The organism is Amycolatopsis sp. NPDC059021 (assembly GCF_042739895.1).
Lineage (GTDB): Bacteria > Actinomycetota > Actinomycetes > Mycobacteriales > Pseudonocardiaceae > Amycolatopsis.
On record NZ_JBHYIQ010000072.1, the window covers coordinates 26,691 to 45,553 of the forward strand.

The following is an 18,863-nucleotide window of genomic DNA, read 5'->3' on the forward strand; positions in this document are numbered from 1 at the left end:
ACACAGACGCCCGCACGGGCGGGCGGCGGGGGGGGCGACCGCGCGCCCCCCCCATGGCCCCCGGTGAGAAGAGGCGGGCGCCCCCCACCACGGCCGCCATCACCACCGCGAGTACGAGGGGACCGGTCAGCGGGCGATCGTTGGTCATCGCACGCAGCAGCGGATTCGCCAGCGGCAGCCATTTGAGCAGCAGCACCGCGGCCAGCACCAGGACCGCGGCCAGCACGGTCCAGCCGACGCGCGGCACGAGCAGCCGGGAGCACGGCAGCCCGATCGCGATCCCGAACGTCGCGCAGATCAGATGCGCCGCGAGCCCCAGCCCGACCGTCGGCACCGGTCCGTGCCCGGACTTGACGATCGACCACGCCACGGACGCGCAAGCGAGCACCAGCGCACAGCCGAGCACCGCCAGCACCACCCCGCCGAGCACCGCGCGCAGCCGCCGCGCGTGGCTGAAGGTGATCAGCCGCTGCACGGGATCTTCGATGTCGAGCGTGGCGATCGTCAGCCAGCAGGACACCACGAGCAGTGCGCCCGCGCTGACGCCGTACTGCGGTATCAACGGCGACTTCGGGTCGGAGTACAGGATGACGTTCACCGCCAGGTACGCCAGCACGGCGGGCAGGTACCGCTGCGAATGGGCCAGCAACGCCAGGTAGTACCGGGTCATCGCGAGCACGGCGCCACCTCCCGCACCGACCAGCCGCCGTTGAGCGCCCGCAACAACACCGCGTCCGCGTGCTCGGCTTCCACCGTCAGCACCACTCTGGGCCCGTCGGTGACGGTCTCGCGCACCCCCGGCTCCGCGGAGAGGTCGCCACCCGTCCCGTGCAACACGATCCGCGTGGTCACCGAAGTGTCCACTGTGGACGTCACGGCGGACAGCCTGCCGTGTTCGATCCGATAGACGTCGTCCGCGTGCTCGTGCACCACCGCCGCGCGATGATCGGTGAACACGACGCTCGCGCCGCGTTCCTTCGTCTCCGCGACGAGTTCGCCGAGCACGGCATGCGCCTCGACGTCCAAACCGGACCAGGGTTCGTCGAGGATCAGTAGCTCGGGATCGACCAGCACCGCCTGGGCGAGGCCGACCTTCTGCGCGTTGCCCTTCGACAAGGTCCGCAACGGCGAACGCGGTCCCCCGACCAGCGCCAGCCGGTCCAGCAGCGGGTCGATCACCGAAAGATCGGCCAGCCCGTGGATCCGCGCCATGTGCCGGAGATACGCCCGCGCGCTCATCCGCTGTCCGGCCGGAAACCGGTCCGGAAGATAGCCGACTCGCGGCCGCCCGACGACGCGACCGGCACTCTCCCGCGAAAGTGCCGCGAGGATACGCAGCAACGTGGACTTACCGGAGCCGTTCGTGCCGAGGATGCCGATGACCCGGCCGCGCGGCACGGTGAGGTCGACGCCCTCGATCACCGGTTCGCCTCGGCCGTACCACTTGCCGACCCCCACCAGCCGGATCAGTTCTGCCGTCACTTCCCCAGTCTTACCCGAGCCCCGCCCCGCGAGCATGAAGCTCATAGCGCTTCTGCATCATGATGCACTGGTGCTACGATGATGAGATGAGAACGACCGTCGACCTCCCGGACGACCTGCACCGCCAGGCGCTGTCGATCGCGCGCGACACCTCACGTTCACTCAGCGAAATCGTGGCCGAGCTCATGCGTCGTGGTCTGGGACAGGGCAGGCCTTCCGAGACGTCGCGGAGTTCAAAGACGGGCCTGCCGGTCGTAAGCCTCGGAAAGGTCATCACCACGGAGGACGTGCGCTCGCTGGAGGATGATCAGTGACGACGTTGCTCGACGCGAACGTGCTCATCGCCCTTGTGGTCGCCGATCACGTGCACCATGCCGCAGCCGAGGAGTGGTTCGCCGGTTCTGATGACGACTTCGCCACTTGCCCCAGCACCGAAGGAAGCCTGCTGCGACTGCTGATCCGCGAAGGACAGACTGCGAGTAATGCTCAGACCATTCTCGAAGCGGTGAAGGAGAGCGAGCGCCACGAATTCTGGCCGGACTCGATTACCTACAGCAAAGTGCCGCTGAACGGAGTTCTCGGTCATCGGCAGGTAACCGACTCCTACCTCGCGCAGCTCACCCGAGTGCATGGTGGCCGCCTTGTCACCTTCGACCACGGCCTCGCCGAATTGCACACCGATATCGCTGATCTCCTACCGACCATCCCGGCTCAGCCTTCGCGTTGACCACCGAACGTCACGCGACGGCGGCCTTCTGGAGTGCCTTCGTCGCGCGTTCGAGTTCGTCCACGGTGGCGTCCGGGACCGGGTGCCCGGCCGAGGCCATCCAGTTCGCCAGCATCCGGTGCCCGCCTTCGGTGAGCACGGACTCGGGGTGGAACTGGACGCCCTCCAGCGGCAGCTCGCGGTGCCGCATGCCCATCACGATCCCGGACTCGGTGCTGCCCGTCACCTCGAACACGTCGCCCGGGATGGTGTCGGGCAGCACGGTCAGCGAGTGGTACCGGGTGGCGGTGAACTCCTCGGGCAACCCCGCGAGGACGCCGACGCCGCGGTGCCGGACCTGACTCGTCTTGCCGTGCAGCAGCTCCGGCGCGCGATCCACGATCGCGCCGAACACCACGCCGAGCGCCTGGTGGCCGAGGCAGACGCCGAGCATCGGGGTTCGCGTCTCGGCACACTTCCGAACGACGTCCATGCTCTGACCAGCACGTTCGGGAGTACCGGGGCCGGGAGAGACGAGTACCGCGTCGAAATCGCCGATCTTGTCGAGGTCGACCACGTCGTTGCGCCACACCGTGCAGTCGGCGCCGAGCTGCGCCAGGTACTGGACGAGGTTGTAGACGAAGCTGTCGTAGTTGTCGACCACGAGTACGCGCATGCGCCCAGCTTAACCGTTCCCAGCTGGTGGACCGTACGCCAGATCACATTAAAAATTAGGCTAGCCTAACTTACCCTCGAAGATGTGAGCCGTTCTCTTCGTGTAGCCGTGGTCGGCGCGGGTCCCGCTGGGATCTACGCCGCCGACATCCTCGACAAGTCCGACGCCGACGTGTCGGTCGACATCTTCGAGCGCATGCCGGCGCCCTTCGGGCTGATCCGCTACGGCGTCGCGCCCGATCACCCGCGCATCAAGGGCATCGTCACCGCCCTGCACAAGGTGCTCGACAAGCCGAACATCCGGCTGCTGGGCAACATCGACTACGGCACCGACATCAAGCTCGACGACCTGCGCGAGTTCTACGACGCGGTCATCTTCGCGACCGGCGCGATGGCCGACCGCGCGCTCGACCTGCCGGGGATCGACCTCGACGGCAGCCACGGCGCCGCCGACTTCGTGTCCTGGTACGACGGCCATCCCGACGTCCCCCGCACCTGGCCGCTGACCGCGACGAGCGTCGCGGTGCTCGGCGTCGGGAACGTCGCCCTCGACGTCGCGCGCATCCTGGCGAAGACCGCGGACGAACTGCTCACCACCGAGATCCCGGACAACGTCTACGAGGGGCTCAAGGCCAGCCCGGTCACCGACGTCCACGTGTTCGGCCGCCGCGGCCCGGCGCAGGCGAAGTTCACGCCGCTGGAGCTGCGCGAGCTCGACCACTCGCCGAACGTCGAGGTCATCGTCTACCCCGAGGACATCGAGTTCGACGAGGGCAGCATCGCCGCGCTGCGCGAGTCGAAGCAGATCGACATGGTGGTCAAGACGCTGCAGGAGTGGGCGATCCGCGACCATGGCGACCGCCCGAAGCGGCTGCATCTGCACTTCTTCCACTCGCCGTCCGAGGTGCTCGGCGAGGACGGCAAGGTCGTCGGCCTGCGCACCGAGCGCACGGAGCTGACCGGCAACGGCAACGTCCGCGGCACCGGCGAGTTCCACGACTGGGACGTCCAGGCCGTGTACCGCGCGGTCGGTTACCTGTCCTCGCACCTGCCGGAGGTCCCGTTCGACCACGTCAACGGCGTGGTGCCGAACCAGGCCGGGCGGGTGCTGGACCTCGACGAGAATCAGGTGCCCGGCGTCTACGTCACCGGCTGGATCAAGCGCGGGCCGGTCGGGCTGATCGGGCACACCAAGGGCGACGCGGCCGAGACTATCGCGAGTCTTCTGGCCGACGCGGACACGCTCGCCGAGCCGCGGCACGACTCCCCGGACGCGATCCTCGGTTTCCTCGCCGAACGCGGAATCGCCTTCACCACCTGGGAAGGCTGGGGCAAGCTCGACGCCTACGAGAAGGACCTCGGCGCCCCGCACGGCCGCGAACGCGTCAAGGTCGTGGAGCGCGACGAGATGCTCCGCGTCTCGCGTTCCTGACCACTCACGAAAGTTCTTCACAGACGCGGCGCACGCAGGCTCGCAGCCAGCGATGCGCCGGGTCGGCGTCGAGCCTCGGGTGCCATGCCAGTGAGATCGGCAGCGCCCGGACCCGCTGCGGCGGCTCCACGATCGCGAGCCCGGCCTTCCCGGCGAACTGCCGCGACATCAGCGCGACGGCGTCGGAATCCCGCAGCAGGTAGACCGCCGCGGGAGCCGCCGGGACGACCGCCACCACCTGCGCGCCGTGTTGGGCAGGCGTCTCACCGATCCGGCCCCGCCGGGAAATCGAGATGTGCGGGAACGCCGCGAGCCGCTTCCACGTGACGTCGCCGCGGGTGAGCGGGTGTCCCGGCCGCACCGCGAACACGACGTCGTCGCGGAGCAGCGGTTCGACGTGGATCTCGGGCCCCGTCTCGCCGATGACGCCGATATCCAGGTCGACGGTGCCGTCCCGCAGCGATCGCACGTCCTCGTCCCCCTCGGCGACGAACCGCAGCCGCACCGACGGTGCCTCCGCGGCGATCATCCCCAGCAATCGCCCGCCGAGGTGCGCCACGAGCGTTTCGTTGGCCCGCACCGCGAACGTCCGTTCCAAAGTGGACAGATCGACGGCGTGCCCGGTGCTCAGCAGCGAGGTGGCCTCCTCGACGAGCGCGTGCACGCGGGGCGCCATCTCCAGCGCGAGCGGGCTGAGCACCATGCCCCGCCCGGCCCTGGTCAGCACCGGATCCCGCAGCACCCGCCGCAGCCTGCCCAGCGCCCGGCTCATCGCGGGTTTGGACAGGCCGAGCCGCTCGGCCGCACCGGTCACGCTGCCCTCGCGCAGCAACGCGTCGAAAGCGGTGAGCAGGTTCAGATCCACTGTTCCACCTCGTGCAACTTTGAGTTGTCAAATGTGCTCTGGACGCACTTATGTCGCGAGCATAGCGTGAGAATCATGTTCATCAGTTGTCATCAAGCGGCCTCGACGGTCACCGCGCTCGACGCCGGCTTTCAGGAAATCGCCCGCGTCAAAACCCCACCCCAGCCGCATGTGTGCGCCTTCGACACGAAGCGCGAACTGCTGTACGTCACGATCACCTATCGCGACGGCTGGTACGACGAGCACGGCGACCATGGCGAGGAAATCGTCGTCATCGATCCGGCCACCTGGACGATCACCAGGGTCATCGACATTTCGCCGTACGCCGGACCGCATGACCTTTCCATTCAGGGCGACGAACTGCACGTGGTCTGCGAATCACACGGCGGCTGCCTGCTCACCCTGAATCTCGACACCTTCGAGCCCATCGGCCACATTCCGATCGACGTCCCCGGCCCGCACTGGCTCGCCGCGACGGCGACCAAGGCGTACACCGGCAACAAGGAGGTTCCGTTCGTCTCCGTGCTCGACCTCGTCGAACGCCGCCCGCTGAAACGAATCCCGACCCGGACCGGGTCCGAGGATCTCGAACTCAGCGCCGACGGTTCGATTCTGTACGCCAGCGACCGGCACGCGCCGCTACTGTTCGTCATCGACACCGAAACGGACACGAAAATCCGCGACGTCACCTTGCCGGCCAATCCGCACAACGTGCACGTGCTGGACGACGGACTGGTCGTGGTTTCGCATTTCCGGCAGTGGGAATACGACAAGCCCCAGGCGGGCTCGGTGAGCGTGGTCGATCCCGGAAGCGGGGAAATCGTCGTACGGTCGATCGAGGTGGGCGCGGCGCCGCTGGGCGTCGCGTCGGACGCCGACCGCGTCTACGTCAACACCCACAGCAGTATGTCGGTCATCGACCGGAACACCTGGCAGGTCGAAACCGTCGTGGAAATGGACGCGGGCGCCCACGAGCTGGTCCTGCTCTGATCACCCGGCGCCGAGGTACGCGAGGACGGCGAGCACACGGCGGTTGGTGTCGTCGGACGCGACGATGCCGAGCTTCGCGAAGATGTTCGCGGTGTGCTTGCCGACCGCGCCTTCACTGAAATGCAGTCTCGCCGCGATCGCGGCGTTCGAACAGCCCTCGGCCATCAGCGCCAGCACCTCGCGTTCGCGTGGGGTGAGCACGGCCAGCGGGTCACGGCTGTTGCCCGCCACCAGTTTCGCGATCACCTCCGGATCCATGACCGTGCCGCCGCCGGCGACCCGGCGCACCGCGTCGATGAACTGCTCGGCGTTGAACACCCGGTCCTTGAGCAGATAGCCGATCGCGCCGACGCCGTCCGCCAGCAGCTCGCGGGCGTAGAGCTGCTCGACATGCTGGGAGAGCACGAGAATCGGCAATCCCGGGATGTCACGGCGGACGGCGAGCGCCACCTGGAGGCCTTCGTCGCTGTTCGTCGGCGGCATCCGCACATCCACAATGGACACATCGGGCCGGTGTTCGTGCAGCGCCGCGTCCAGCTCCGGCCCGGAGCCGACCGCCGCGACGACGTCGAACCCGTGGGCCGCGAGCAGATGCGTCAGGCCGTCACGGAGCAGGTACTGGTCCTCCGCTACGACTGTTCGAGGTCGAGCCGGCACGGGATCTCCACGGTCGCCTTTGTCGGTCCGCCGATGGGACTGGTCAGGGAAAACCTACCGTCGAACACGCCCAGCCTGCGCTCGATCCCGCGAATCCCCGACCCGCGGGCGGCTTCCGCGCCGCCCTTCCCGTCATCGGTGACGACGATCCGCAGCAAGCCGTCGAGATGTTCCAGCGTGATCGACACCGTGCGTGCTTCGCCATGTTTCGCCGCGTTGCCCAGCAGTTCGGACACCGCGAAGTACGCACACGCCTCTTCGGGTTTCTCCAGCCGCCCGGCCAGTGAGCCGGTGACCTCGACGTCCAACGGGCTGTCCAGCGCGAGCGCGCGCACCGCGTCGACCAGTCCCCGCTCGGACAGCACGGGCGGGTGAATCCCGCGCACGAGCAGCCGCAGTTCGGTCAGTGTCTCCGACGACGCCGCCCTCAGCTCGGCGGCCAGTTTCTTCGCCGCCTCGGGTTCGGTGTCGATCAACATCTCGACCGCGCCGAGCTTCATGCCCATCGCGACCAGCCTGGCCTGGACGCCGTCGTGCAGGTCCCGTTCGATCCGGCGCAGCTCCGCCGCCTGCGCGACGGACGCGTCGGCGCGAGTCTCCTTCAGCCGTTCGACACGCTGGGCGAGCCGCGAAGCCTCCGTCGGGCCGAGGAGAAGCCGGGCGAAGCGAGCCTGCTGCCGGGCCAACCAGGTCGCCGGGATCAGACCGCCGACCATGAACACCAGCGCGACCGGGGTCAGCTTCAGCGCGTCGAGGGTGGTCGTCGCCGAGGGCAGGCCGATCATCGTGAACCAGTCCGTGGTCCACACCGAGTTCGCGCCCTGCGCGATCGGCCGCCAGATCCAGAGTGCCTGCAGGCCGAGGAAACCCCAGAAGGTCGCCGAGACCGTCGGGATCATCAGCACCAGGAAGACCGGCACGTTCAGCAAGCCGCTCGCCAGGTCACGCCAGGTCGCGCGGTCACGCGTGACCCAGCGCATCCGCGCGAGCCGGACCGGCTCCCACGGTTCTTCGTAGAGCTGCTTGCCGACCTGGAACAGCCCGTCGGGGCGGGGCACCGGAAGCGACGGGGCGGGCAGGTAGGGCCGGTCGATGCGGACGCCGGTCCAGTTCCAGGCCTCCCGGCGCAGCGTGTTCGTGACGGTGCGCGACAGCAGCACGATCGGCGCCGCCACCGGGTACGCGCCGATCAGCAGCACGATCGGCCAGACCGTGAATCCCAGCTGGACCACCGCCAGCACGAACAGCCCCATCTGGTGCCCGAGCGACTCGCACCGCCCGCCCACCCAGCGCAGCACGCGCCGCTTGACCCCGATCTCCGGTCCGCCGTCCGCACGCGGTCCGAGCCAGCGGCGCGTCCACTGGCCGTACCAGCGCAGCGCACGCGGCCCGCAGAGCACCGCCGCCACCGGGAGCACGAGGGCGACCAGCGGGTTCACCAGCTGCCAGCCGAGTTCGCGCCGGGTGGCCGGATCGTCGGTGGCCCAGTGGAACCGCCGCATCCAGCGCAGCCACCACGCGCGTTTGTAGAGCTGGTTGCCGTCGCGGTACCAGCCGTCACGTTCCGGCTCCGGCTCCGGTGGCTCCGGCCGGTACGGCGATCCGACCTCGATACCGCACCAGCGCGCGACCAGTTCCCTGGTCTTCGCCGACCGCCTTCGCGCCCAGAGCAACGCCGGGGCGTAGAAGAAGATCAGGCCTGTGCACAGCAGGCCGAACGCGAGCAGCTCGGCCAGCACGTCGAGCCAGCTCACCAGCGCGAGCCCGGCCAGCGCGAAGGCGCGGCCGACCGAACGCACGTAGTGAGTCATGCGCTCAGTCTTGCCGATCGGACCACGGGCGCACAGTGGGAACAGGCCCCGGACCGGGGTGGGCCCAGCCCCACCCCCGCGTCAGCAAAACCCTACCTGAGCTGGGGATTCAGCAGCATTCTGCGGGCGAGCGCGCGAAATTAGCGTGGTTCGCATGCCACTCATCGAAGTCACCGGCCTCACCAAGCGCTACGGCTCCCGGGTCGCGGTCGACGGCGTTTCGTTCACCGTCGACCGTGGCGAGATCTTCGGCATTCTCGGCACCAACGGCGCCGGGAAGACCACCACCGTCGAGTGTCTCCAGGGGCTGCGCACCGCCGACTCGGGCACGATCCGCGTCCTCGGACTGGACCCCGCGAAGGAGCGCGACGCCCTGCGGCAGCGTCTCGGCGCGCAACTCCAGGAGAGCACGCTGCCCGCGAAGCTCAAGGTCCGCGAAGCGCTGGAGCTCTTCGCGTCCTTCTACCCGAACCCCGCCGACGTCGACGTCCTGCTCGACCGGCTCGCGCTCACCGACCACGCGAACAGCTACTTCGGAAAGCTTTCCGGCGGCCAGAAACAGCGCGTCTCGATCGCGCTCGCGCTGATCGGCAACCCCGAGGTCGCCGTGCTCGACGAACTCACCACCGGCCTCGACCCGCACGCGCGGCGCGACACCTGGCAACTCGTCGAGGCGGTGCGCGACAGCGGCGTCACCGTCCTGCTGGTCACCCACTTCATGGACGAGGCCGAGCGGCTCTGCGACCGCGTCGCGATCTTCGACGCCGGGCACGTCGTCGCCACCGGCAGCCCGGCCGAACTTCGCGCCACCACTGAGAAATCCACTTTGGACGACGCGTTCGTGACCCTCACCGGGCGCGGCTGAACAGGAGGACGTCATGCGCACCTTCGTCAAGATCACCGCCACCGAGGCGAAACTCTTCCTCCGCTCACCGGTCTGGGCGGTGTTCGGGACGCTGTTGCCCGCCGGGATCCTGCTCGGCGTCGGCTTCATCCCCGGCATGTCGAAACCGAGCGAAGTCACCGGCGGGCACCGGTTCATCGAACTCTGGGTACCGTCGATCATCGTCATCAGCATCGCGATGCTCGCACTGCAAGCCATCCCGACGGCCGTCGCGACCTATCGCGAGCAGGGCGTCCTGCGCCGCCTTTCCACCACCCCGGCACATCCGGCGAACCTGCTCGGCGCGCAACTGGTGGTGCACGCCGCGGTCGCGGTCGCCGGCATCGCGGTGACGCTCGCGGTGTCGAACCTCGTGTTCGACGTCCCGATGCCCCGGCACCCGCTGACGTTCGCGATCACGTTGCTGCTGGGCATCGTCTCGGTGTTCGCGCTCGGCCTGATCGCCGGGGCGATCGCCAGGACCGGCAAGAGCGCGAACGTCATCGCGCTGCTCGCGTTCTTCCCGATCATGTTCTTCGGCGGTGTCTACCTGCCGCGGCCGCTGCTGCCGCAGGTGCTCCAGCGGATCAGCGACTACATCCCGCCGGGCGCGCAGCCGCTGCAGGACGCGTGGGTCGGCAACGGCGTCCAGCCGCTGCAGCTGGCGGTACTGGCGGCCTTCGCGGTCGGCGGCACCGCGCTGGCGGCGAAGGTGTTTCGCTGGGAGTGACCGGGGTCTCCGCCAAAGTGGTGATGATGATCGTTTTCTCTTGTGGGCCCGGCCGCGGACGAGTAGCCAGGAGTACGGCCCAGTTCACCTTGGAGGTTCGATGTCTCTGGATGTGTCGCCCGCACTGCTCGAGAAGGCCGAACGCGGGGAGGTCGACGACGCCGAGTTCGTCGCCTGTGTCCGGGAATCCCTGCCGTACGCCTGGGAGGTCATCACCGGCGTCATCGCCGAGGCCGAGGGCGCCGCGGACGGGTTCGCCGACAACGAGACCCCACCGCCGAGCGAGGCCGAACGCGGTCAACTGCTGCGCGCGCTGGCGTCGGACGCCATCCGTGGCGGCCTGGAACGGCACTTCGGCGTGAAGCTGGCGTTCCAGAACTGCCACCGCGTCGCCGTGTTCAAGACGTCGCAAGTGGACAGTGACCGCTATCGCGCGTTCGTCTCACCGCGTGGCCAGCTGCTCAACCAGAGCCCGGAACTGCGGGACTGCTAGTGGTTCCGTAGCGCGGGCAGCACTTCGGCACCGATCCGCGCAATGTTCTCGTACGTACCCTCCGGCGTACCGGACGCCTCCACGAACATGATCACGTGGGAGACGCCGGTGCGCCGGAGGCTCGTCCGCAGCCGATCCACGCAGTACCCGGCGTCGCCGATGGGGTGAATCGCGCAGAGGTGCTCCGTGTACTCGCCCGGATCCCGCATCTTCCGCGGCTGCCCGTCGAAACGGACGTGCGCGGCGAGCCCGTCTTTCAGCCAGCCCGGAAGCGCGGCGCGGACGACGTCGGACGCGTCGTCCCCCACCTGGCACACCACCGTGGACACATGGCCGACATCGACGCGGCCGTACGCCGCCACCGTCTCGGCCTTCTCGTCGTCTCCGTCCTGCATCCCGAGCAGCAGCGGCACGCCGCGCTCCGCGGCCAGCCGCACGGCATCGGATTCCGCGCCACCACAAGCCACGACGACCCGCGGGCGACGTTCCGGGCGCGGGGTCATCGGCACGTCTCGGAACGCGAAGTGCTTGCCGTCCGCACTCACGGTCTCGCGCGTCATCGCCGCGAGCAGCAGATCGAGCGATTCGGCGAACCCGCTCTCGAACCGGTCGAGGCCGGCGCCGAACACCTCCAGGTCCTGCCAGGGCCCGCCGCGGCCGAGGCCGAGCCACAGCCGTCCACCGGAGACCGCGTCGAGCATCGCCCACTGCTCGGCCAGCGCGACCGGATGCGCCGTGGACAGGACACTCACCGCGGTACCGACGTCGATCCGCGACGTCCGGCCCAGCACGTGCGCCGCGAGCGTGATCGCCGACGGGCACACGCCGTAGGGCATGAAGTGGTGCTCGGCGAACCAGACGTCGTCGAACCCGGCCCGCTCGGCGGCCACGGCGGCCGCCACCGACCGCCGCAGCACATCCCCGTCCCGTTGTCCGGGAAACCGCCCGGAGACGAGGAAGACGCCGAACCGCGGAGCTAGTGGACCGAGACGTTGTTGAACCACAGGCGGGGTTCGAGCCAAGGGAAGACGACGAACATGAGCAGCGCGAGGATTCCCGCCAGCAACACCACCGCGGTCAGGAGCTTGACCGCGAAGGGGCCAGGCAGGTGTCGCCAGATCCAGCCGTACATCAGCGGCCCTCCCCGAGCTTCTTCATGAGGTCGGTGTAGTCCTTGACCTGGGTCTTCGGCACCTGCTGGGTGAGGACCGAGGTGATGATGAGCCGTTCGCGCGCGGAGAACTGCGGATGGCAGGTGGTGAGCGTGAGCAGCGCGGCCTCCTCCGCGGGCGGCAGGGTGTCGGCGGGCATGTACGGCACCGGGTTGACCGCCTCGCCCTGGGTGGGCAGGACGACCTTGCGGCCGAACGTCTTGCCGTACGGGCCGCCGTTGGACGCCTTCGCGTCCCGCAGGGTCCCGACGCCCTTGCACTTCGGGTCGGCGCCCTTGCCCGAGGGCCAGTTCGCCATCTCGTCCTCGTACGGAAGGACCTTGTAGAGGTAGAAGTCGGTCTGGGTCTCGATGACGATCTGGTCGCACGAGGTCAGGTTGTCGAGGTCGTTGAACGGCGCGCCCTTGCCGACGCGGTGCCCGGCGATGGCGAAGTTGCCGGGCTCGCCCGGCAGCGCGGTGCCCTTGTAGTGCCCGGGGCCGACCTCGAGCGCGGCGTCGCTGGTGCCTTCCTGGATGGTGAAGTTGAAGTCGGCGCCGAAGCTCGGGATGTGGATGCGCGCGAACGCCTTGCCGTCGACGAGCTCGGGGTGCAGGGTGCGGTCCTTGGCCCAGTCGCCGTCGAGCGTGTTGGACGCCGCGGCCTGCTTCTCCGCGGAGAACAAGTCGGTCACGTACAGCTCGTAGACCATGAACAACAGCACGACCAGGCCCGCGGTGATGAGGAGTTCACCCACGGTCCGGACCGCGACGCCGCCCTTGCCGAGCGGCGGCGGTGGCGGCTTCTCCTTGGTCTTCGTCGCGGTGCCCGGCTTCCCGACGGGCTCGAAGACGACGGTCTCTTCGTTCGAGACGTCCGGGCCGGTGTACCGACGCCTGTCGGCGGGCGGCCGGGGTCTGCGCGGCGGCGGACCACCGGGCTGCCGCGACGCCGGCGGGCGGGGCCGCTCACCGGGCTGCCCCGGCATCGGCTGGCGGGGGCGCTCGCCGCCCTGACCACGGCCCGGCCGCGGCCGGTACGCACCATCCGGATCGCCGGAGTACTGCCGCCGGTCGCCCGGCCCCTCGTGCGTGGCCACACAAGCTCCTCTCCGGCGTGCGCCGAAACCTGCCCTGCGTCGTACCGACGGTGACGCTAGTGTCACAGTCCGGGAATCCGACCGCTCCCGCCCGGTGCTCAGATGCGGTCGTTTACGTTAACGTGTGCACGTGGCGCTGGTTGCGCACCCCGAGAGCGGGACATCGCCACCAGGAGAGCCCGACAGCACGCGAGGAACCCGATGCCGAAGTCCAAGGTCCGCAAGAAGACGGCGTATACCCCGCCCGCCGATCGCCGTACCCCGGTGAAGGTGAAGGCCGCGGGGCCGTCGAACCTGTTCTACAAGATCGTGATGTTCGGCCTGATGCTGATCGGCCTGGTCTGGCTGATCGTGAACTACATCGCCGGGCCGAAAATCCCCTTCATGAGCGACCTCGGCAACTACAACTTCGCCATCGGCTTCGTGCTGATGATCGCCGGTCTGCTCATGACCATGCGCTGGCGGTGACGGTTACTCCGGATGGCGGCTTGACACCGAATTACACCGGTGTGACTAGTCCCCAGTGTGGATAACCCCTGTGGATAACTACCCCACCTCATGGGCTCCCCAGCCGGGTCTTGTGGTAGCGACCTGGCTCGTCACCGCGTTGCTGCTGGTCGGCGCCGTGGTGAACGTGCTGACCGGCGACGGCTCGGGGCTGCTGCTGTTCGCCCTCGCCACGGTCGCCGTCGGCGTCTACGCCGTGCACTCCTCGGTGGCCCGGCCCCGCCTGGCCGCCGACGACGAGGGCCTGCGGGTCCGCACGTTCGGCGGCACCCACCGGCTGCCGTGGGAGGGGACGCGCTACCGGCTGCGGACGACGCGGCGGCTCGGCCGCGACGGCGTCACGCTGGAGATCGAGCACGAGGACGAGCTGTACGTCCTGGGCAGGCTCGACCTCGGCACCGACCCGCGCGACGTCGTCGAAGCGCTCCACGACCTGCGTGCGCGCGACTAGCTCACCAGCAGGCAGCCGTAGTGCTGCTCGCCGTCGATCCGGACGAAGTGACAGGTCATGGTCGCGATCTGGGTGTCGCGGTACACCAGGAGCCCAATCAGCGCGAGCACGACGATCGCGATCCCGGCGGCCTGCCACCGCGCCTGGTTGCGCTCCGGCGCGTACAGGATCGCCACCGTCACGAGCGCGCCGACGACCAGGCCGCCGACGTGGGCGAGGATCGAAATGTGCGCGACCCCGAAGGTGATGTACGCGTTGAGCGCCAGGGTGATGAGCAGCCAGGTCGGGTTCAGTCGCTGTTTGACCACGATGACGGCGTAGGCGCCGATGAGGCCGAACAGGGCGCCCGAGGCGCCCAGAGTGGGTTTCTCGATGTCGTCGAAGAGCAGGACGGCGGTGGAGCCGCCGAGCATCGAGACGAAGTAGAGCGCGAGGAACCGAATCTTCCCGAACACCAGTTCGAGTGTGCGGCCTACCATCCACAGCGAGAACATGTTCGCCAGGATGTGCAGCGGCCCGTCGTGCAGGAATCCCGAGGTGAATACCCGCCACCACTCACCGCCGCCGAGGGTGGCCTGGGTCCACAGCACCCCGGCCTTGGACACCTCGGCCGCGCCGTTGTTCGTCAGGCTCTTCGCCTGCATCACGGTGATCAGGTAGACCAGCACGTTGACGGCGATGAGCACCGGGACGACGACCGAGGTGCTGCCGAGCCGCGCGCCCGCGATCGTGCGGGTGCCCGGCGTGACCTCCTGGTACTGCCGGTGCTGACGGCGTTGTTCCTGGCGGCCGGTGTGCACGCAGTCGGTGCACTGGAAGCCGACGGCGGCCTCCCGCAGGCAGTCCGGGCAGGCCGGACGCCCGCAGCGCGCGCAGCTCAGCCCGGTCGGGCGGTTCGGATGCCACCAGCATCCGGGCAGTGCGGCCTGCGGGTACGCGGCGGGGTTCGGTGGTTGGTTCACAGCAAGAACCAACCTACCGAAAACCCTCCGGGTCAGCTCAGCGCTGGACGCTGACCTTCTCGATCACGACGTCGTCGATCGGCTTGTCCGCGGGGCCGGTCGCGGTGTGCGCGATCTTGTCGACCACGTCGCGCGAGGCCTGGTCGGCCACCTCGCCGAAGATCGTGTGCTTGAAGTTCAGGTGCGGCGTGTTCGTCACCGTGATGAAGAACTGCGAGCCGTTGGTGCCCGGCCCGGCGTTCGCCATCGCGAGCAGGTACGGCTTGGAGAACTGCAGCTCCGGGTGGAACTCGTCGCCGAACTTGTAGCCGGGGCCGCCACGGCCGGTGCCGGTCGGGTCGCCACCCTGGATCATGAAGCCGTCGATGACCCGGTGGAAGATCGAGCCGTCGTAGAAGGGGCCGGACGCCTCGCCCTTGGCGTTGGGCTGGGTGTAGTCCTTCGTGCCCTCGGCGAGACCGACGAAGTTCGCCACCGTCTTGGGCGCGTGGTCGGGCAGCAGGTTCACATGGATGTCACCCTGGTTGGTGTGCAGCGTGGCCTTGAGCGCGCCACCATCGAGGGATCCGTTGCTTTCAGTCACGAGCTTCATCGTGCCATCTGCGGCAAGATGCGCGGAAAAGGGGCACGATAGGTTACGGGCAACAAAGCAGATTCAAAACGATTGATGAGGTGAAGGCCATGACCCGGGCCGCAAAAGCGGTGAGTGAGCCTGCCGTGAAGGAGGTTGTCACTGAGGGCGCCCGCGAGCTCGTGAAGCAGAGCCGCCGCGCACGCAAGAAGCTGGCGAAGGAGACCGAGCTTTCGCGCAAGGAGCTCAAGCAGAAGGCCCAGGCAGCCCGTGAAGAGGCGCTGGAGCGGCTGAAGGAGCTGCGCAAGCCGGGCCGGAAGGCCAAGCGGGCCGCGATCAAGGCCGCGAAGTCCGCCGGTGAAGGTAAGCGCAAGGGCAAGAAGGATTTCAAGGCCGCGAAGAAGGACTTCAAGGCGGCCGTGGTCGAGGCTTCCGAGGGTCTCAAGGGCACGCGGCGTCGCCGCCGGTGGCCGTGGGTGCTCGGGCTGGGCCTCGTCGCCGCTGGTGCCGCGTACGCGCTGCGCTCGAAGCAGCAGCCGCCCGTCGCTCCGGCACCGCCGCGCGTGACGCCGCCGGCGCCCGCGAAGCCGGCCGAGAAGCCCGCCGCCGCACCGAAGCCCGCTGCCGAGGCGAAGCCGGCCACCCCGGCTCCGAAGGCCCCGTCGGCGCAGTCGAGCAACGGGAAGGCGCCGAGCCCCTCGAACGCCGAGAAGAAGAACTGAGCGGCAACGTAAGAGGCCCCCGGACCGGCACGTCCGGGGGCCTCTTCGCGTAGTGACCGCGTGCGCGCCGATCAGGCGTTGGCAGCGTGCTTGTCGATCAGCTTGCCGAGGCGGGGAAGAGCCTCCTCGACGTTCTTCTTGCCGTTCGGGCGCAGCTTGCCGTAGACCTTCTTGATCGCGTCGCGGCTGCTCTGCTCGGCACGCGCGTCGGTGACGCTCAGCAGCGCGTCGGCGGCCTCGTCCGAACGGCCGACCAGGTAGGTGCCGAAGTCGTCGCCGCCCTTGGCCTTGTAGTCACCGTAGAACGGCTCCAGCGCTTCGGCGAACTCGTCGAGCAGGCTGTCCACCGCGGCGGGGACGATGCCCGGCTTGATCTTCTTGACAGCGGCGAAGCCCGTCTTCACGACGGCACCCGAAACGCCGCCCTTGTCCGCGACCTCGTCGTCGACGAGGGTTCCGAAGTCGGTCACGACAGCCGGGCGACGGCTGGAGTCGAGCAGGATTTCCTTGAGGGTGTCAGCCACGAATCTTGTCCTTTTGTCGAGTCGCAATGCAGATGGTGCCCCGCCCGGACACCACGCCGATGGCGGAGGTACCCGGTGCTCTGGTGCGCGGATCGGCGAAAGCCTGCGCGTGCTGCACAGGGTAATACAAGATCAACTTCGCTCTTCCGTGTGGAGGCCACTACTCAGAGCTTCAGCGTCGCGATAGCCTTCGTCGTCACTGTGCGCGCTTTCACGCTCTGTTTCTGGTTGGTCGTCACGATGACCGCCGCGTTTCCCTTGGCCACCGCGTACACCGCGCCCCCGTCGCCGGTGGGCTGATACCCGCCCTTCCAGCCGCTCGGCTCGTCGGCCGGGTTGGACGTGTCGACCGGCGCCGCCTTGTTCACCAGCGCGGTCGCCGCGGCGGGCTCCCCGACGTACACCCGGGCGGTCAACTGGAGTTTCCCGTCCAGGCCGTAGAAGAAACACGCCGGATGCGGCGAATCGGCCGAGAGCCGGACCTTCGACACCTTCTGCCCGTTGGCATCGGCGACGAAGTCGGTCTTCAGGTACGGACAGGTTCCGGTCTCGCCCGGTTCGGGATCCGGCGGCAGCGCGGGTGCGGCGGCACTGGCCGAAGTGGACGGCTGACCGCTCGGGGACGGGGCGGGCTGGGCAGGCGCGGAGCACCCGGCGAACACGGCCAGGGCGGGCGCGAGAAGTACGAATCGGCGCATGGCGCGTTCAGTGAACCACGGATCCCCGTGCGGGTCGAAAGTGCGAGCTGACCACATCCTCACGGCCTGGCATGGGACGATGACCGTCCCAGCGTCCTCGGTGAGGGAGGTCCGGTCGTGCTCACGCCTGAGCAGTATCTCGGCGCGGTGGCCGAGCGCATCCAGCGCAGCGGCGGCAGGCTGAACTCGGTGCAGATCGGGCCCGCGACCGCCGTCGTCGGCCTGTTCACCGAGTCGGTCATGTTGTCGACGATGAACTACGCCGTGGTCGCCGCGGCGGTCCCGGAGGTCACCGCGGCCGCGTTGTACGACTTCACCGGCCGGGCCACCCAGCACGCGCGCGCGAACGTCCAGGGCACCGTCGGCTGGACGGCGGCGTCGGTGGTGATCGCCGGGCTCGTCGGCCAGCGGGTGTACCCCGACGCCGCGCAGGCCGCCTCGGCGAAGTCGGGCAACCAGTTCGGCGGCGAGACCAGGATGGTCGCGGTCGACGTCAGCGCGGGCCAGATGTACGCCTGGGTGGGCGGGAAGTTCTGGGGCGCGGCGGTACAGGGGTCGGTCAACGCGAAGCTGACGTTCTGTTTCCCGCAGCCCGCCGAGGTCTACCAGCAACTGCAGTGGCAGCAGGCCCAGCCACCTCAGCAGCACCAGCCACCGCAGGCCCCCGTCCAGCAGCAGCCCCCACCCGGCTGGCAGCACCAGACGCCGGTGGGACCGCCGCCGGGCGCCGGCCCGCAGGGCCCGCAGCCGCCGAACTACCCGTACCCCGCACCGGGTTACCCGCCGCAGGGTCCCGGCCCGTACGGTCAGTGACATGGTTTCGTTGCGTGGCTGGGCATCCTTCCCCGACGAGCTCCCGGTGTTCGACCCGGACGCGACCCCCGCGGCACCGCACGAACTGTTCGTCGGCTGGCTGAACGAGGCTGGCGAGCACGTGCTGGCACCGCACGCCGCCACCTTGTCCACAGTGGACACAGACGGCACCCCGGACGCGCGGGTGGTGATCCTCAAGGACGTCGGTCCCGGCGGCTGGGCGATCGCGACCAGTTCGGAAAGCCCGAAAGGCCTGCAGCTGCGCAAACATCCGCACGCGGCGCTGACGTTCTTCTGGCCGGGACGCGGCCGTCAGGTCCGGTTGCGTGGCCCGGTGACCCCGGCGGCGCCGGAGGTCTCCGCCGAGGATTTCCTCGCGCGCCCGCCCGCGTCACGGGTCGAAGCGTTCATCGGGCGGCAGTCGGCCGTGCTGCACGATCCGGCGGAACTGCTCGACGCGGCACGCGAGGCCGAGCGCTGGGTCGAGGAAAACCCCGGCGTGGCACCGGAAACCTGGACGCGCTACCTGATCGCACCGGAAGAGGTCGAGTTCTGGCAGGCCAGCCACGACCGGCGGCACGTCCGGCTGCGATACCGGCGCGAAGGTGACGCCTGGGTGCGCGAACGTCTCTGGCCGTGAC

General features: G+C 68.9%; 25 protein-coding genes. 12 read left to right on the forward strand and 13 right to left on the reverse strand.

What is annotated here, in order from left to right; translation table 11 throughout:
- The coding region (locus tag ACFWX1_RS33315; protein ID WP_378393758.1) for a hypothetical protein at positions 1–670 on the reverse strand (670 nt) is incomplete at its 3' end.
- The gene (locus ACFWX1_RS33320) at positions 667–1,470 is read right to left on the reverse strand and encodes an ATP-binding cassette domain-containing protein (protein WP_378393759.1); all 804 of its coding nucleotides are present in this window, start codon (positions 1,468–1,470) and stop codon (positions 667–669) included. The genes ACFWX1_RS33315 and ACFWX1_RS33320, both read right to left, overlap by 4 nt.
- 98 nt (positions 1,471–1,568) lie before the next feature.
- Here ACFWX1_RS33320 and ACFWX1_RS33325 point away from each other — a divergent pair, with 98 nt between their 5' ends.
- Together ACFWX1_RS33325 and ACFWX1_RS33330 are read left to right on the forward strand one after the other, a co-directional pair.
- Entirely contained in the window at positions 1,569–1,796 is a 228-nt protein-coding gene (locus ACFWX1_RS33325) for an antitoxin (protein ID WP_378393733.1), read from the forward strand.
- Positions 1,793–2,209, forward strand: coding sequence for a TA system VapC family ribonuclease toxin (locus ACFWX1_RS33330; protein WP_378393734.1), 417 nt, complete (start codon positions 1,793–1,795; stop codon positions 2,207–2,209). Before ACFWX1_RS33325 ends, ACFWX1_RS33330 begins: the two co-directional genes overlap by 4 nt.
- A gap of 10 nt (positions 2,210–2,219) precedes the next feature.
- Here the strand turns inward: ACFWX1_RS33330 and ACFWX1_RS33335 are convergent, their stop codons facing one another.
- Entirely contained in the window at positions 2,220–2,864 is a 645-nt protein-coding gene (locus ACFWX1_RS33335; RefSeq protein WP_378393735.1) for an aminodeoxychorismate/anthranilate synthase component II, read from the reverse strand.
- Between the two features lie 84 nt (positions 2,865–2,948).
- On the opposite strand from ACFWX1_RS33335, the gene ACFWX1_RS33340 reads away from it, so the two are divergent.
- On the forward strand, positions 2,949–4,295 hold the full coding sequence (locus tag ACFWX1_RS33340) for an FAD-dependent oxidoreductase (protein WP_378393736.1): 1,347 nt from the start codon (positions 2,949–2,951) through the stop codon (positions 4,293–4,295).
- Positions 4,296–4,299: 4 nt separating this feature from the next.
- On the opposite strand, the gene ACFWX1_RS33345 is transcribed toward ACFWX1_RS33340, so the two are convergent.
- Positions 4,300–5,160 carry a LysR family transcriptional regulator gene (locus ACFWX1_RS33345; protein ID WP_378393737.1) on the reverse strand — a complete coding sequence of 287 codons (861 nt, stop codon included), beginning with the start codon at positions 5,158–5,160 and terminating at the stop codon, positions 4,300–4,302.
- 75 nt (positions 5,161–5,235) lie between these two features.
- Here ACFWX1_RS33345 and ACFWX1_RS33350 point away from each other — a divergent pair, with 75 nt between their 5' ends.
- Entirely contained in the window at positions 5,236–6,150 is a 915-nt protein-coding gene (locus ACFWX1_RS33350; protein ID WP_378393738.1) for a YncE family protein, read from the forward strand.
- Here ACFWX1_RS33350 and ACFWX1_RS33355 read toward each other — a convergent pair whose 3' ends face one another.
- A complete protein-coding gene (locus ACFWX1_RS33355) occupies positions 6,151–6,807 on the reverse strand; it encodes a response regulator (RefSeq protein WP_378393739.1) in 657 nt (218 codons plus the stop codon).
- The gene (locus ACFWX1_RS33360; protein WP_378393740.1) at positions 6,780–8,618 is read right to left on the reverse strand and encodes a histidine kinase; all 1,839 of its coding nucleotides are present in this window, start codon (positions 8,616–8,618) and stop codon (positions 6,780–6,782) included. The genes ACFWX1_RS33355 and ACFWX1_RS33360 overlap by 28 nt, the downstream gene beginning before the upstream one ends.
- Positions 8,619–8,772: 154 nt before the next feature.
- On the opposite strand from ACFWX1_RS33360, the gene ACFWX1_RS33365 reads away from it, so the two are divergent.
- The 3 genes from ACFWX1_RS33365 to ACFWX1_RS33375 all read left to right on the forward strand — a co-directional run bounded on the left by ACFWX1_RS33365 (position 8,773) and on the right by ACFWX1_RS33375 (position 10,724).
- Positions 8,773–9,483, forward strand: a complete 711-nt coding sequence (locus ACFWX1_RS33365) for an ABC transporter ATP-binding protein (RefSeq protein WP_378393741.1) — start codon at positions 8,773–8,775, stop codon at positions 9,481–9,483.
- Positions 9,484–9,496: 13 nt separating this feature from the next.
- The gene (locus tag ACFWX1_RS33370; RefSeq protein ID WP_378393742.1) at positions 9,497–10,231 is read left to right on the forward strand and encodes an ABC transporter permease; all 735 of its coding nucleotides are present in this window, start codon (positions 9,497–9,499) and stop codon (positions 10,229–10,231) included.
- A gap of 100 nt (positions 10,232–10,331) precedes the next feature.
- On the forward strand, positions 10,332–10,724 hold the full coding sequence (locus ACFWX1_RS33375; protein ID WP_378339450.1) for an SCO5389 family protein: 393 nt from the start codon (positions 10,332–10,334) through the stop codon (positions 10,722–10,724).
- On the opposite strand, the gene ACFWX1_RS33380 is transcribed toward ACFWX1_RS33375, so the two are convergent.
- Genes ACFWX1_RS33380 through ACFWX1_RS33390 form a run of 3 tightly spaced genes read right to left on the reverse strand, consistent with a single transcriptional unit; the run spans position 10,721 to position 12,863 of the window.
- The gene (locus tag ACFWX1_RS33380; protein WP_378393743.1) at positions 10,721–11,641 is read right to left on the reverse strand and encodes an LLM class flavin-dependent oxidoreductase; all 921 of its coding nucleotides are present in this window, start codon (positions 11,639–11,641) and stop codon (positions 10,721–10,723) included. The two genes, ACFWX1_RS33375 and ACFWX1_RS33380, sit on opposite strands and share 4 nt — an antisense overlap.
- Positions 11,642–11,700: 59 nt before the next feature.
- A complete protein-coding gene (locus ACFWX1_RS33385; RefSeq protein WP_378326047.1) occupies positions 11,701–11,856 on the reverse strand; it encodes a hypothetical protein in 156 nt (51 codons plus the stop codon).
- On the reverse strand, positions 11,856–12,863 hold the full coding sequence (locus ACFWX1_RS33390) for a class E sortase (RefSeq protein ID WP_378393760.1): 1,008 nt from the start codon (positions 12,861–12,863) through the stop codon (positions 11,856–11,858). Before ACFWX1_RS33390 ends, ACFWX1_RS33385 begins: the two co-directional genes overlap by 1 nt.
- Before the next feature lie 312 nt (positions 12,864–13,175).
- On the opposite strand from ACFWX1_RS33390, the gene crgA reads away from it, so the two are divergent.
- Entirely contained in the window at positions 13,176–13,442 is a 267-nt protein-coding gene (crgA, locus tag ACFWX1_RS33395; protein ID WP_378326048.1) for a cell division protein CrgA, read from the forward strand.
- 112 nt (positions 13,443–13,554) lie between these two features.
- Entirely contained in the window at positions 13,555–13,932 is a 378-nt protein-coding gene (locus tag ACFWX1_RS33400) for a PH domain-containing protein (RefSeq protein WP_378393744.1), read from the forward strand.
- Here the strand turns inward: ACFWX1_RS33400 and ACFWX1_RS33405 are convergent.
- Together ACFWX1_RS33405 and ACFWX1_RS33410 are read right to left on the reverse strand one after the other, a co-directional pair.
- The gene (locus tag ACFWX1_RS33405; protein WP_378393745.1) at positions 13,929–14,894 is read right to left on the reverse strand and encodes a rhomboid family intramembrane serine protease; all 966 of its coding nucleotides are present in this window, start codon (positions 14,892–14,894) and stop codon (positions 13,929–13,931) included. The genes ACFWX1_RS33400 and ACFWX1_RS33405 overlap by 4 nt on opposite strands.
- 37 nt (positions 14,895–14,931) lie before the next feature.
- Positions 14,932–15,486: a peptidylprolyl isomerase gene (locus ACFWX1_RS33410; RefSeq protein ID WP_378393746.1), complete on the reverse strand. Its 555-nt coding sequence runs from the start codon at positions 15,484–15,486 to the stop codon at positions 14,932–14,934.
- An 89-nt stretch (positions 15,487–15,575) separates the two neighbouring features.
- Here ACFWX1_RS33410 and ACFWX1_RS33415 point away from each other — a divergent pair, with 89 nt between their 5' ends.
- Positions 15,576–16,187 carry a hypothetical protein gene (locus tag ACFWX1_RS33415; protein ID WP_378393761.1) on the forward strand — a complete coding sequence of 204 codons (612 nt, stop codon included), beginning with the start codon at positions 15,576–15,578 and terminating at the stop codon, positions 16,185–16,187.
- A 71-nt stretch (positions 16,188–16,258) separates the two neighbouring features.
- On the opposite strand, the gene ACFWX1_RS33420 is transcribed toward ACFWX1_RS33415, so the two are convergent.
- Together ACFWX1_RS33420 and ACFWX1_RS33425 are read right to left on the reverse strand one after the other, a co-directional pair.
- Positions 16,259–16,711 carry a DUF6918 family protein gene (locus tag ACFWX1_RS33420; RefSeq protein WP_378393747.1) on the reverse strand — a complete coding sequence of 151 codons (453 nt, stop codon included), beginning with the start codon at positions 16,709–16,711 and terminating at the stop codon, positions 16,259–16,261.
- Between the two features lie 164 nt (positions 16,712–16,875).
- On the reverse strand, positions 16,876–17,409 hold the full coding sequence (locus tag ACFWX1_RS33425) for a DUF2020 domain-containing protein (RefSeq protein WP_378393748.1): 534 nt from the start codon (positions 17,407–17,409) through the stop codon (positions 16,876–16,878).
- Positions 17,410–17,526: 117 nt separating this feature from the next.
- On the opposite strand from ACFWX1_RS33425, the gene ACFWX1_RS33430 reads away from it, so the two are divergent.
- Both ACFWX1_RS33430 and ACFWX1_RS33435 read left to right on the forward strand, forming a co-directional pair.
- On the forward strand, positions 17,527–18,222 hold the full coding sequence (locus ACFWX1_RS33430) for a hypothetical protein (RefSeq protein ID WP_378393749.1): 696 nt from the start codon (positions 17,527–17,529) through the stop codon (positions 18,220–18,222).
- A gap of 1 nt (position 18,223) precedes the next feature.
- On the forward strand, positions 18,224–18,862 hold the full coding sequence (locus ACFWX1_RS33435; RefSeq protein ID WP_378393750.1) for a pyridoxal 5'-phosphate synthase: 639 nt from the start codon (positions 18,224–18,226) through the stop codon (positions 18,860–18,862).
- Position 18,863 lies beyond the last annotated feature (1 nt).